This is a genomic window from Marinobacter sp., from assembly GCF_048259445.1.
Classification (GTDB): Bacteria; Pseudomonadota; Gammaproteobacteria; order Pseudomonadales; family Oleiphilaceae; genus Marinobacter.
In genome coordinates, this window is sequence record NZ_JBLXHQ010000035.1 from 21,266 (window position 1) to 34,569 (window position 13,304).

Annotated in this window: 13 protein-coding genes; 5 read left to right on the forward strand and 8 right to left on the reverse strand. The window is 54.2% G+C overall.

Going from position 1 to position 13,304, the window contains the following annotated elements; genetic code table 11:
* Positions 1-23 precede the first annotated feature (23 nt).
* From ACN0RL_RS18330 to ACN0RL_RS18355, 6 genes are all read right to left on the reverse strand, one after another.
* On the reverse strand, positions 24-944 hold the full coding sequence (locus ACN0RL_RS18330) for a lipase family alpha/beta hydrolase (protein WP_417519435.1): 921 nt from the start codon (positions 942-944) through the stop codon (positions 24-26).
* Positions 945-1,286: 342 nt separating this feature from the next.
* Positions 1,287-2,567: a glutamate-1-semialdehyde 2,1-aminomutase gene (hemL, locus tag ACN0RL_RS18335; RefSeq protein WP_417519437.1), complete on the reverse strand. Its 1,281-nt coding sequence runs from the start codon at positions 2,565-2,567 to the stop codon at positions 1,287-1,289.
* On the reverse strand, positions 2,564-3,250 hold the full coding sequence (gene thiE / locus ACN0RL_RS18340; protein ID WP_417519439.1) for a thiamine phosphate synthase: 687 nt from the start codon (positions 3,248-3,250) through the stop codon (positions 2,564-2,566). Before thiE ends, hemL begins: the two co-directional genes overlap by 4 nt.
* Positions 3,238-4,026, reverse strand: coding sequence for a bifunctional hydroxymethylpyrimidine kinase/phosphomethylpyrimidine kinase (thiD, locus tag ACN0RL_RS18345; protein WP_417519459.1), 789 nt, complete (start codon positions 4,024-4,026; stop codon positions 3,238-3,240). Before thiD ends, thiE begins: the two co-directional genes overlap by 13 nt.
* Before the next feature lie 12 nt (positions 4,027-4,038).
* A complete protein-coding gene (gene hemJ / locus ACN0RL_RS18350) occupies positions 4,039-4,461 on the reverse strand; it encodes a protoporphyrinogen oxidase HemJ (RefSeq protein WP_417519441.1) in 423 nt (140 codons plus the stop codon).
* Between the two features lie 3 nt (positions 4,462-4,464).
* The gene (locus ACN0RL_RS18355) at positions 4,465-6,255 is read right to left on the reverse strand and encodes a chloride channel protein (RefSeq protein WP_417519443.1); all 1,791 of its coding nucleotides are present in this window, start codon (positions 6,253-6,255) and stop codon (positions 4,465-4,467) included.
* A gap of 155 nt (positions 6,256-6,410) precedes the next feature.
* On the opposite strand from ACN0RL_RS18355, the gene argC reads away from it, so the two are divergent.
* From argC to erpA, 4 genes are all read left to right on the forward strand, one after another.
* The gene (gene argC, locus ACN0RL_RS18360) at positions 6,411-7,448 is read left to right on the forward strand and encodes an N-acetyl-gamma-glutamyl-phosphate reductase (protein ID WP_417519445.1); all 1,038 of its coding nucleotides are present in this window, start codon (positions 6,411-6,413) and stop codon (positions 7,446-7,448) included.
* A 9-nt stretch (positions 7,449-7,457) separates the two neighbouring features.
* A complete protein-coding gene (locus ACN0RL_RS18365) occupies positions 7,458-8,198 on the forward strand; it encodes a DUF6776 family protein (RefSeq protein WP_417519447.1) in 741 nt (246 codons plus the stop codon).
* Between the two features lie 2 nt (positions 8,199-8,200).
* Positions 8,201-8,680 (forward strand): bactofilin family protein, encoded by a 480-nt coding sequence (locus ACN0RL_RS18370; RefSeq protein WP_417519449.1) that lies wholly within the window; start codon positions 8,201-8,203, stop codon positions 8,678-8,680.
* An 84-nt stretch (positions 8,681-8,764) separates the two neighbouring features.
* Entirely contained in the window at positions 8,765-9,097 is a 333-nt protein-coding gene (gene erpA, locus ACN0RL_RS18375; protein WP_417519461.1) for an iron-sulfur cluster insertion protein ErpA, read from the forward strand.
* A 48-nt stretch (positions 9,098-9,145) separates the two neighbouring features.
* Here erpA and ACN0RL_RS18380 read toward each other — a convergent pair whose 3' ends face one another.
* Together ACN0RL_RS18380 and ACN0RL_RS18385 are read right to left on the reverse strand one after the other, a co-directional pair.
* Entirely contained in the window at positions 9,146-10,243 is a 1,098-nt protein-coding gene (locus tag ACN0RL_RS18380; protein WP_417519451.1) for an anhydro-N-acetylmuramic acid kinase, read from the reverse strand.
* A 6-nt stretch (positions 10,244-10,249) separates the two neighbouring features.
* Positions 10,250-11,635: a peptidoglycan DD-metalloendopeptidase family protein gene (locus tag ACN0RL_RS18385; RefSeq protein WP_417519453.1), complete on the reverse strand. Its 1,386-nt coding sequence runs from the start codon at positions 11,633-11,635 to the stop codon at positions 10,250-10,252.
* Positions 11,636-11,938: 303 nt separating this feature from the next.
* On the opposite strand from ACN0RL_RS18385, the gene tyrS reads away from it, so the two are divergent.
* Positions 11,939-13,141: a tyrosine--tRNA ligase gene (gene tyrS, locus ACN0RL_RS18390; protein ID WP_417519455.1), complete on the forward strand. Its 1,203-nt coding sequence runs from the start codon at positions 11,939-11,941 to the stop codon at positions 13,139-13,141.
* Positions 13,142-13,304 lie beyond the last annotated feature (163 nt).

Sequence of the window (13,304 nt, forward strand, 5' to 3'; positions counted from 1 at the left end):
CTCCGGACAGGAAGCTTCGGTGCTTACAGTCCGGCGTTTTTGAGCCGGTTGGCGTGCTGCTTGTATACCGCCTTGGGGTCTGTCTCAAACAGGCTGTGCAGACCCAGTAATTGATTGACTTCATCCAGATGATTCATGAAGTAGTTGTCGCGAATTACCTTGCCGAAGTGGTTGCTACAACGGCCCACGAGCCCATCATTCTGGCCGAAACCGAAGGCTAGTCTGGTTGTACCCAGCAAGGCATCTGAAAGATCCAGCACGTTGGTCAGAACCCCCGTGCCGCCCCAGGAATAGAACCGTATACCGTTTGCTGAATAAGCACCCTCACCGCATGCCGAGGCTGGCATACCGGCCGGCGCAAAGTTGTTGAACTCGGCGCTTCCCTGGGAGGTCAGTGATTGCAAACTGGAGCGTACGTCCTGATTGTAACCGCCACCGGACAGAGCATCGATGAGACCACCAAGGGCATTGCCCAGGGTTACGGCCAGACCCTCGGCCGGCGAGTTGTAGATGAGGTCGGCAACGGGAGATCCGGTATGGGGAGAGCCAACGGACGTTACTGAGGCCACCAGATCAGGCCGAACCCGGGCAACGTAACGGGCGGTGGGCCCACCATGGCTATGGCCGATCAGATTTACCTTGCCGTGGACGGCCGCAATGGCCTCTATCTGAGGTAAAAGTGCTTCTCCGCGGGCGATGGTGCTGTCCAGTGCAGGAACCTGAGTGGTATAGACATCCGCCCCATTCTTGCGCAGATCCTCGGCGATGCCATACCAGTAGTCCACGCCAATTATAGAGTCAAAGCCGAACATGCCGTGAACCAGCACAACGGGGTAACGGGTGTCGGCGTAGGTTGCCGGTTTGGGGTTCCACCACCAGGCGGCAGAGGGAGCCGACCAGGCAATGGTTACGACCAGTGCTAATGTCTTGATCCAGAGTTTCATTGTCTTTTCCTACAGTTTGATGTTGTGTTTGTTATTCAAACTGCGGCTCAACCTAACGGGTTGCTCCAGATACTGCTTACCTGTGCCGAGCGCGCGAGCGTTCCGGCCCGAGGCCTCTGTTTGCTTACTTCCATGTTGTTCTTGTTAAGTTTATGCCGGCAGAGCATCTCAATTGAGATGTGGCCATAATTTGATCAGCAGGGTGGGTAAGTCAACGGCAGAAGGGGCAAACCTGATGTGTTACCGTCAAAGTGTGACGGTGTTCGCAAGGCTGGCCCGGCAGGATATGTTAATGCGCTGGATCCTGCCGGGAGCCAATTCGAGAGATTAGTTGTCTGGTTTTTAAAGCGTAGCCATAACCTTTTTCGCAGCTTTGACCGTATCGGCAATATCTTCTTCCGTCAGGGCAGCGCTGGTGAAGCCAGCTTCAAAGGCTGAAGGGGCAAGGTAGATGCCTTCTTTCAGCATGCCTTGGAAGAACTTCTTGAAACGCTCCACGTCGCAGGCCATAACCTGATCAAAGCGCGTAATGCTGGATTCTTCTGTGAAGAAAAAGCCAAACATTGCCCCTGCGCCCTGAACCGCCAGCGGAATCCCGGTAGCGTTTGCCGCGGCCTTCAAACCCTCCCGTAACGCGAGGGTTTTCTCTGTTAGGCGGTCGTGAAAGCCGGGCTCTGAAATAGCATTCAGCGTGGCCAGACCTGCGCACATTGCCAGAGGGTTCCCGCTCAATGTGCCGGCTTGATAAACAGGCCCGAGTGGGGAGATGTGTTCCATAATCTCACGCTTGCCTCCGAAGGCGCCAACAGGCAAGCCGCCGCCAATGACCTTGCCAAGCGCCGTCAAATCCGGTGTCACCCCGTACAGACCCTGAGCCCCGCCGAGAGATACCCGAAACCCGGTCATAACCTCGTCAAAAATCAGTACGGTTCCATGCTCATCGCAGACTTCCCGAAGACCTTCAAGGAAACCCGGAACCGGCGGAATGCAGTTCATGTTGCCAGCAACCGGCTCTACGATAATGGCGGCAATCCGGTCCCCCATTTCTTTGAAGGTTTTGCGTACGCCTTCGATATCGTTGAAATCGAGAGTCAGCGTGAGCTCGGCCAGGCAAGCGGGTATGCCGGGTGAGTTGGGAACGCCCAGGGTCAGCGCACCAGAGCCAGCTTTTACAAGCAGCGAATCCACATGCCCGTGATAGCAGCCTTCGAATTTCACGATTATGTCGCGGCCGGTGTAGCCACGGGCCAGTCGAATCGCGCTCATGGTGGCTTCTGTGCCGGAGTTCACCATGCGCACCAGGTCAATTGAGGGCACCAGCTCGCAAACCTTGCGGGCCATATCGGTTTCAATTGCTGTGGGCGCACCATAGCCGACACCAAGATCTACCTGTGCGTGCAAAGCATCTTTGATGCGCTGATCTGAATGGCCAATAATCATCGGGCCCCAGGAGCCTATATAATCGATGTACTTCTGGCCATCCTCGTCGTAAAGGTATGCGCCCTGGGCATGATTAAAAAAGATCGGGGTGCCGCCCACACCGCGAAACGCGCGAACCGGGGAGTTAACGCCACCGGGGATGTATTTCTGAGCCTGTTCGAACAGGGTTTCGGAGTGCGTCATTTGAAAGAGCTCCTGTTATCGGGGTATTGAAAGAGTGGGTGGTGGCTGGCAAACAGCCTCTGAAACGTTCTTGCTTTCTGTTCGGTGGCTTCGGGGCTGCCTCCGAAAAGCCCGCCGACAACCGCCAGCAGATCGGCGCCCGCCCGGATGAGCTGCTCACCATTCTCTGTGGTGATGCCGCCGATCGCGGTAACCGGCAGGTTGAAGCGCCTTGCTTCCGCCAGTATATCGGTTGCGGCGGCCGGAGCATCCGGTTTGGTTGTCGATGTAAAAAAGCGACCAAAGGCCAGGTAGTCTGCACCTGCCTCTAGAGCTGTCTTTGCCAGTGCCAGGTCTGCATGGCAGGTAATGCCGATAATTGCATTATCTCCGAGCAGACGGCGCGCCTCGGCAGCAGAGCCATCTGACTGGCCAAGGTGCACACCTGTTGCTCCTACGCGTTTTGCAAGCCTCGCATCATCGTTAATGAGCAATGGAACCCTGGCTGCAGCGCATACTGACTGCAGATTTCTGGCTTGTGCAAGGCGTTCGGCCATCGGCGCGGACTTCTCGCGGTATTGAACCATCACTGTTCCGCCGCGAATTGCCGCCTCCACGGAAGCAACCAACGTTTCCGGAGCTGTAAGCTGGCTGTCGGTAATCGCGTAAAGGCCGATTGGTACGGATATGTTCATCGCTCCCACAGAATGCCCCGGTCGGGAACCGGCTGGCCTCTGCCTACCTCAAGTGCGTGCAGAATCGTGCGGTGCACATAGTTCTGGGCCTGAGAGATGGCTGCCCGGGGTGAAAGGCCTTGAGCCCGCCCGGCGGCAATTGCGGCTGCAAGAGTGCAGCCGGTACCGTGGTACTCGCCGCCAATACGCTCGATATCCCACGTCATGGGTTTTGGTGAATGGTTATAAAGCGTATTTGTGATGCGAATGCCGGTGCCGTGGCCCCCTGTCGCAAGGACTGACACGCAGCCGTTCTCGAGCAGTTTGCGTGCAGCCTCGTCGGGGTTGTCGTTTTCCCCCAGTAGTATCAACTCTTCGCCATTCGGAGTGATCATCTCGGCCAGTGGAAACAGCCGCTCTTTCATCCGGGCAAGAATATCTTTATCCGCAAGGTCTCCGCCCCCGGCAGCTTTTATTACCGGGTCGGTTATCACGGGAATGTCCGGGTGCTTTTCAAGGAATTCCACCAGCACATCAACGACCGCTGCGTTTCCCAGGGCGCCGGTTTTGATAGCGTGTATGGGGGCATCGTCAGAAATGCACTGGAGTTGCTGACGAATCAGGTCAGGGTCTACCGCTTCGGCACCGTAAACATTCCGGGTATCCTGGACAGTCAGGCACGTGAGCACCGGCAATGGATGGCACCCCAGTGACGTTATGGCCTGAATGTCCGCCTGGATGCCGGCGCCGCCGGAAGGGTCCAGGCCAGAAAGAACAAGTACCTGAGGGCGGGTGTAGTGTCTGATGGCTAGAGCTCCCTAGAAAGGTTTAACAACTGCAAGAATGACAACTGCGAGCAGGACGAAAACCGGCAATTCATTGAACCAGCGATAGAATACATGGCCGCGTGTGTTGAGATCATCGCGAAACACTTTTACCAGGTGCCCGCAGTAAAAGTGATATACGATCAGCAAAGCCACGAGCACCAGTTTTGCGTGCAGCCAGCCCTGGCTGAAATAGCCTGATACGTTATAGCTAAGCAACCATACGCCAAATATAACGGTGGCAACCATCGAAGGTGTTGTAATGCCCCGATAGAGTTTTCGTTCCATTATTTTGAAACGTTCACGCCCCGGGTCATCCTCACAGGCAGCATGATAGACAAACAGCCTTGGCAGATAAAAGATGCCGGCGAACCAGCACACCAGAGAAATAATGTGGAAGGCTTTAACCCACAGCATTGGTCAGCTCCGTCGATATTGGTAATAGCTTTCGATGTCAGATTTAAGCACTACGCCATAAATCCGTTGAATCATGGGCGCCACATGGCGCTGTACATACAGGGCTTCGGCACTGGTCGTCTCAAACTCATGCAGCGCTTCTTCGAGCGTGGCCTGATATTGCACCGGCGCAATGTCACGCCGGTTGGCGGGGATATCCATCAGATCAATGGATTCCGGTGTCTCAGGCTCTTCATCACTCGGGATCTTCTCTGAGTCTTCCAGATATCGTGCAAGATCGACAGCCGGTAACAGAGAGGTGGGTCCGTTGCTGCCTTCGACCACCAGCCATTTTGGCTCTGCTGTCAGCGCTTTTCGTGCTTCTTCTCTCGTCAGGTGTCTGTCGATGCGCAGAATACTCTTGTCCATGATCGCGGCCACAGAGACCCTGCGCAAGGCTTGAATAACCGGTGAACTCTGATAACTCAGGCCCTGGCTTTTCAACACGGTAAGGAACAGGGACTTTTTTCCAAAGGCCTCGCTTGTGATGAGGGTAGAGATGGTGATGATGAGCATCCCCGGGAGGATGATATGCGGGTTCCGGGTCAGCTCCATTAATGCCATCAACGCAGCCAGTGGCGCTTGCAGCACTGCGCCCATCATGGCGCCCATTCCGAGCATGGCATAGAAGCCAACGGATGATGCATGGTTCGGCAAGATCTCCGCACCGATCAGCCCCATGGCTCCGCCGAGCGTTGCGCCCATGAACAAAGTCGGGCCGATAATGCTGCTGGGCATGCCAAGGCCAACAGTCAGGGCGGTAATCACAAGTTTAGCCACCCCCACACTGAGCAGCAGCCAGAAGCCCAGCTCGCCATTAATGGTTTCATTGACGGTGTCGTAGCCGATTCCCATGGTTTGAGGCACCAATATTGCCACAGGTACCATAAGCGCTCCGGCAGTAATAACGCGCAGCAGAATCGACCGGTGGCTGAATCGGCCCATGGAATCGACCAGATGGATAAAAAGTGCTGCCGAGACACCGATGATAACGGCAATCACCAGAATCCAGGGTATCTCAAGTAATGAGTTCATTGTCAGTGCCGGGACGCTGAAAGCAGGCTCCGGGCCATACACAAACTGTGTCACAAAAGCTGCGCTGACTGAGGCAAGAATAATAGGTGTAAAGCCCGCTATGGTGTATTCCATCATCACCACTTCCATAGCGAAAATGACGCCTGAAATGGGGGTGTTGAATGAGGCCGATATCGCAGCAGCGCAGCCGCAGGCGACGAGGGTGCGGATGCTGTTATTCGGCAGCCTCATCCATTGCCCCATCAGGCTGGAGAATGCCGCGCCCAGATGCACTGCCGGGCCTTCCCGGCCAGCGGACTGTCCCGTGACAACAGTGGTAACGCCGACAATGAATTGGATAACAGCACTTTTGGCGGTGATATAACCCTGGTGATAGTTCAGGCGTTCCATGACATGAGCCACACCGACTTTGCGGTCATGAGTCGCCAGTCGGTGCAGAAAGAATCCAAGGCCAAGAGCGCCGGCAAACGGCAGAATTCCTCGTGTAACGATATCGAGGTTCTCGAACGCCTCGGATGGAAACGCTTCAGAGCCATCGCCTGGCAGGAAATACCCGAGAGGCCACTCAATCGCCAGACGGAAAATCAGAATCACCCCGCCCGTAACCAATCCAGATAAAAGACCGAGCACAGCCAGTTGAGGCAACGAATCAACGCCGGACATTCTGCGCGGGAACGCGCTGATCAGTTTTTCGCCAAGCTGATGCCAGAATTTTTTCATGGATGCCGGTGTTCCGGAACAAGAGGGTGGCCCGCCAAAGGGTTTCTGACAACATTGTAACTGTCGCCCCGTAAGCTGCAATAAGTCCTTGGTTTATCATGGTAGACTCCAACATTAAACTATTAAATCCTGATACAACGTCGCGGGAGAGCAAGGTGATCAAAGTAGGTATCGTTGGCGGCACCGGGTACACCGGCGTTGAGCTGCTCAGAATTCTCGCTGTTCACCCGGAGGTTACGGTGAACTGCATTACTTCACGGTCGGAGGCGGGCATGCCTGTGGCCGACATGTACCCGAATCTTCGCGGGCATTTTGATCTGGCCTTCTCCGAGCCAGAGCCCGATTTGCTGGCGGCCTGCGATCTGGTTTTCTTCGCGACACCACACGGCGTTGCGATGCGAATGATTCCGGAGTTGATGGCTTCTGGTGTGCGGGTTGTTGATCTCTCGGCAGATTTCCGCCTCAAGGATCTGAAGGTCTGGTCTGAATGGTATGGCATGCCTCATGAAGCACCGGATTGGGCTGAGAAGGCAGTTTACGGATTGCCCGAAGTGGTGCGCAGCGAAATTTCCAGAGCGCAGCTGGTGGCGAACCCGGGATGCTACCCTACGGCTGTTCAGCTCGGTTTCCTGCCGCTGCTGGAACAGGGGTTGGTCGATCCTTCCCGGTTGATTGCAGATGCAAAGTCCGGAGCGAGCGGCGGTGGTCGGCAGGCGAAAATCGGCATGCTGCACGGAGAAGTGAGCGAAAGTTTTAAAGCCTACGGCGCTTCGGGTCATCGGCATTTGCCCGAAATCCGTCAGGGTTTGTCGGCAGCGGCAGGCGTCAACACCGGTATTACGTTTGTCCCCCACCTTGTTCCGATGATCCGCGGTATTGAGGCGACGCTTTATGCAGAGCTGAAGAATCCGGCTGACTTCGAGCGTCTGCAAGAGTTGTTTGAGGCGCGCTATCGTGACGAGCCGTTTGTGGACGTAATGCCTTTTGGCAGCCACCCGGAAACACGGAGTGTGCGTGGAGCGAACGTGTGCCGAATGGCGCTGCATCGGCAGGAGCAGAGCAATATCGTGATTGTCTCTTCTGTTATCGATAATCTTGTCAAAGGTGCTGCTGGCCAGGCCGTCCAGAATATGAACATTATGTTTGGCCTCAAAGAAACGCTGGGTCTTGAAGCGCCTGCATTACTGCCCTGAGGAACCTTAGTGAGCGAACAACGCAAGCCGGCCGAAGAATATGTGGTTATCCGCCACCGGCCGGGATACCGGCTCAGACGGGCTGCAATTCTGGTGGTATGCACACTCGCAGCAGCGGCCGCGGGTTACGCTGCCGGGTTAGCGCAGGGAGGTTTTCGCTTTACCAGCGCTGAGGCCTCAAATGAGCAGTTGGAGATTAAGGTTGCGTCGCTCGAAGCCAACTACCGTGAAGCCCGACAGCAGTTGGTCAATCTCGAGCGTGGCAAGTTAATTGATGAGCAGGCGCTGAATCAGGCCCGTAAAATCATTGTTGACCTGGAGACACGGGTCAGTGCCCTGAAGTCTGACCTGACTTTTTACAAAAATATCATGGCGCCCTCCGAGACCAGCAAGGGGTTGCAGGTCGACCGCTTTACGCTGGCCAGCGATCGCCAGGCCAGCGTTTATAATTTCAAACTGGTGCTGACCCAGGTTGGCAACAATAAAAGTTATATTTCAGGTCTTGTGGCCGTCAACATCATTGGTATGCGAGATGATGAAAAAGAAGTCATCGCGCTGCGCGATCTGTCTCAGGAGATTGAAGATCTTGGCGTGAAATTCCGCTTTCGGTATTTCCAGGACGTGGAGGGTAAGCTGGCCCTGCCTGACGGTTTCGAACCACTTGAAGTACAGGTGGTTGCTCAGGCTGAAGGGCGCAAATCCTCGCAGGCTGAACGCACATTCAACTGGGATGATTTAACGGAGAATTAGAAATGCTTGGCAAAAAAAAACAGAAACCCCGCCGGCCTACCGGCAATTTTGACACACTGATCTCATCACGCACGACCATAGAGGGCGATGTGCATTTCTCCGGTGGCTTGCATGTTGATGGTCACATTCGAGGCAAAGTGCTGGCAGAGGATGGTAGTGACGCCGTTTTACGAGTGTCGGAGGTAGGTGAGATTACTGGTGATATTGCGGCACCACACGTAATTGTTAACGGCACAGTTCACGGCGACGTCTATGCGTTTGCTCATCTGGAACTGGCAGAAAAGGCCGCTATTAATGGTAGCGTATACTACAACCTCATCCAGATGGCTATGGGGTCGTCCGTAAATGGCAACCTTGTCCATCAGCGAGAGCCCTCGGGGCTGCTGACACAGGACAAGGCTCCCCGCACCGCGACTGGTGATGCTGTGGTTAACGCAGACATCGACAAGTTACCGGCAGGCGATGGTGGTAAGTCCGAATAGTTGATTGTTTTACTCAGGAATACCATAATCATCCAAGTTGTATCAGGTAATCCGGAGGCGAACTTGAGTGTAGTTCAGCAACAAATGGCCGCGCCGCTGTTTTTTAGCGACAGCGCAGTAAAAAAAGTACGTGAACTGGTTGAGGAAGAGGGAAACTCCGACCTCAGATTGCGCGTGTTCGTAACCGGCGGTGGCTGTTCCGGGTTTCAGTATGGATTCTCATTTGACGAAAGTCAGGACGAAGACGACACAGCTGTGGAACGGGACGGCGCCATTCTTTTGGTAGATCCAATGAGCTACCAGTACCTTGTGGGAGCCACCATCGACTATCAGGAAGGCCTCCAGGGTTCTCAGTTTGTAGTACAGAATCCGAATGCCAGCTCCACCTGCGGCTGTGGCAGTTCGTTCACGATTTGAGGATATTCGGATAATCAGGGTCAGCTGTTCGAGAAAACAGCTATTAGCTCAGGCAGGGTAGACAGCGCCGAGTATTCGGGGGCCTTTGGCTCCTGTAACTTCAGCCAGATTGCCCGGCTTCCGCCGCATCGTCTGGCGGGCCAGCCATGCAAATGCTGTAGGCTCTACCCACTGAGGGTCGAGGCCCAGTTCGGCGGTATCGAATACGCGAATCGGGCTCAGAGCCTGAGAAAGCTCACGCATCAGCAACCGATTGTGGGTTCCCCCTCCGCAAGCGTAAACAGTCATAGCGGGCGACTGAGGCATCTGCCGGACTGCGGTTATCACTGACAGTTGCAGCAGTGTGCGCTGAACGTCTTCTGGTCTGGTTTCACCGTGCCGCTTTACCAGAGTTTTAACCCATTCGAGGTTGAACTTCTCTTTCCCGGTGCTTTTCGGGGCAGGGCGGTCGAAGTAAGCGTCTGAGAGCATGTCGGTTAACAGTGCCTGGTCGACGATTCCTTCCTGTGCCCAATGCCCGTCTTCATCGAAAGGCCGTCCAGTTTGGTCATGGCACCAGGCATCCATCAAGGCGTTGGCGGGCCCAGTGTCAAATCCTGTTACCGGGCTGCCGGGAGCGGAGGGGATCCAGGTTATATTCGCGATGCCTCCAAGGTTCAGAATGCACCTGTCCTCGGTTGTAGAGCCAAAAAAATGCTGATGAAATGCAGGAACGAGCGGGGCACCCTGGCCGCCCGCAGCCATGTCCCTGCTCCGGAAATCACCGACCGTTGTAATCCCGGTTCTTTCCGCAATGATGGCTGGATTGCCTATCTGAAGAGAAAACCGGCCCGGGCCTGAGGGTTGGTGGCGCAAGGTTTGTCCATGACTACCGATCGCCCGAATTGATGCCTTGTCTACACCGGAGTTGCGGATCAGGTTTTCTGCAGTTTCAGCGAAAAGCACGCCTGTCAGCGTATCAAGTTCGCCTACTTCGTCCGGTGTCGCATGATTCTGGCTTGCGAGTACCAGCCGCTGACGAAGTTCTTCCGGGTAAGGCGTGGAGCAGGTTTCGTGGATGGTGACAGTTTTGTCCTGGAAGGATACCAGCACGGCGTCTATTCCATCCATGCTGGTACCTGACATCAGCCCTATCCAGGAGCCCATTGATGATCAGTCGTCCGAGGCGAGAGCAAGTTGCTGATAGTTGGTTCTGAAAGCTTCAAACTGTGCAACCTGCCGTTCGGTAAACTTCTTGAACTGGGCCATTTCAGAAGCTGGAATCGGCTGAGCATCCGGGAGCTTTACGGTTCTTGAGTTGCGCGGTGATCCGTTAAGCCGGAACTCATAATGCAGGTGTGGGCCGGTAACCATGCCGGATGATCCGACATAGCCGATTGTTTCGCCCTGTTTTACCCGCGTTCCGTTTTTCATGCCTTTGCCAATTCTGCTCATGTGCGCGTAAAGAGTGGTTATGTTGTCGCCGTGTTTCAGGACAACTGTGCGGCCATAGCCACCTTTCCAGCCTGCAAACTGAACTCTGCCGTTGCCGGCAGCTTTAATCGGTGTGCCCGGAGGTGCTGCATAATCAGTACCTTCATGGGGGCGTACAACGTCGAGAACCGGATGGCGGCGTTGGAGGTTAAATGCGGAAGACACCCTTGCGCTTATCGGCGTGCGCAAAAAAGCCTTGCGCATACTTTTACCGTCTGGCGTGTAATAGTCACTGTCGCCGCTGCTATCCGTATACAGCAGAGCAATATTTTCCTCGCCCCGGTTAACGAAGCGCGCTGACAGGATGCGGCCGGTGCTGAACTTTTCTCCGTCAAGATACAGCTCCTCGTAGACCACCTCGAACTGGTCACCCTTGCGAACATCGTATACAAAATCGATGTCCCAGCCGAAAATTCCGGCGAGCTCCATCGTTAGCCGGTCGTCAAGGCCAGCATCACGAGCTGCAAGATAGAGGGAGCCATCAATCGTACCGGAAGCAAATGCTGGTTTGGACTCGGGCTCTCGAATTTCAGTCTGGCCTTTGAAAGAATCGTCCTGCTTCCCGATTTTTAACGATTCCAGCAAGCTGCGTTGGAGTTCAATCGCACTAAGCTTACCGTTGTTATCGGTTGCGAAGCGGATGGTTTCACCGGCGTAGAGGCGCTGTAATTTATCGGCTTCGCCCTCGCCGTGGATGACAGAAAGCATGATGCCATCGTTGAACCCCGCCTTTTTGAAAAGGGATGACAAAGTGTCGCCAGACTTGATATCAAATGTTTGCCAGCTCAGGCGTGGCTTTGGCTCAAGCTCTACAAAATTCTCGGCATTCGGCGCGGTTTCCAGCTGGTCGGCGACAACTGCAACTGCCTGGCTTGAAGGTGCTTCGGGTTGTTGCTGCTGTTTTTGCGAAATAATTTCCGATGCGCTTCCCTGTTCCAGGTCGAGGGCATAGGACATACGTTTTGCCTCAACGTCTGCGCTGGGGCTCATCAGAATAGCAGCTGTGACCACCACGGTTGCAGTGGCAGCAATTGTAATGTGGGTCTTTGGGAACATTTTCAGCACGTGTTGCATCCGTTTTTAATCGGTATTCCGGCAGCTTGAGCTGCCTAATTAAAGCTGTTGTTCATGTATAGACCAACAGATTACCGTATAAAAAGCATGTGGAACAGCGCAGAACATTACGGTTGTTGCGCTGCCCGCCGGATTTCTTGCGGCGTCATTGATATAATACGCCCGCCCGAGTGGTCAGGTTTTGTTTAAAAACTGAACACTTACACTTTAGCAGGGCGCCGGGTAACTCACAGATTTCTTTTGTTGAAGTCTGTAACAGATAATTTCGTGAAACTGATTGGGGACAAGTAATTCATGGCACCTATTGATGAAGCGTTGGCCATCATAAAGCGAGGCGTAGACGAGCTGATTCCGGAAGATGATCTGATTGCAAAATTAAAGGAAGGTCGTCCGCTGCGTATTAAGGCCGGTTTCGATCCGACGGCCCCCGACCTCCATCTTGGGCATACGGTTCTTATAAACAAGCTGCGTCAGTTCCAGGACCTTGGTCATGAGGTGATCTTTCTGATCGGTGATTTCACCGGGAAAATTGGCGATCCCTCGGGTAAAAGTGCGACCCGGCCTCCTTTGACGGACGAGCAGGTTGCCCAGAATGCGATTACCTATAAAGAGCAGGTGTTCAAGATTCTCGATCGGGAGAAAACGCGGGTCGTCTTCAATTCCGAGTGGATGAGCAAGATGGCCGCATCAGACATGATTCGTTTGGCGGGCCAGTATACGGTCGCGAGAATGCTGGAGCGGGACGATTTTACCAAGCGTTACCGGGCCGAGCAGCCAATAGCCATCCATGAGTTCCTGTATCCTTTAATACAAGGTTACGACTCGGTTGCGTTAGAAGCTGATGTTGAGTGTGGTGGTACCGATCAGAAATTCAATCTTCTTATGGGTCGTATACTTCAGCGGCAATATGGGCAGTCCCCCCAGGTGGTGCTGACTATGCCGATTCTGGAGGGTTTGGATGGCGTGCAGAAGATGTCCAAGTCTCTGGGTAACTATATAGGCGTTAACGATTCGCCTGGCGAGATGTATACCAAGCTTCTATCGGTGCCCGATGAATTGCTCTGGCGCTACTTTGAGCTTCTGAGTTTCCGGCCTCTTGCCGAGGTAAGTGAGTTTCAGAAAGCGGTAGGCGAGGGTGCCAACCCCCAGGACTACAAAAAGCTGCTGGCCGAAGAGATTATTACGCGCTTCCATAGCGAAGAGGATGCCAGAACAGCTCACAAGTCTGCGGGTAACAGAGTTGCGCTCGGGGAAATTCCCGAGAATGTTCCTGTCGTAGAGGTTTCTCTGGAGGGGCAACCGGAGATTTTGATGGCCTCGGTGTTGCGTTTGGCTGGCCTTGTAAAGAATGGCGCAGCAGCGCGGGACGTTCTTGGTCGTGGAGCCGTTTTTGTAGATGGTGAAAAGTTTGACGGCGATCGGGCGTTTGTCGAGGGGGATAGTTGTGTGATTCAGGCTGGAAAGAAGAAAATTGCCCGGGTTTTGATCACTGCTTGACCGATTCGAGGTCATTTTGAGTTTATTTCAAAATGGCCGTTGACAGATCTGCGTGTGTCTGTAGAATGCGCATCTCCTTCGAGGGACACAGCGTTTAGGCGGGGTGATCTGAGAAGGGCAACTGTTTGAAAGTATTGAAGAAAACGAGTTTGAAGTTTCTTTA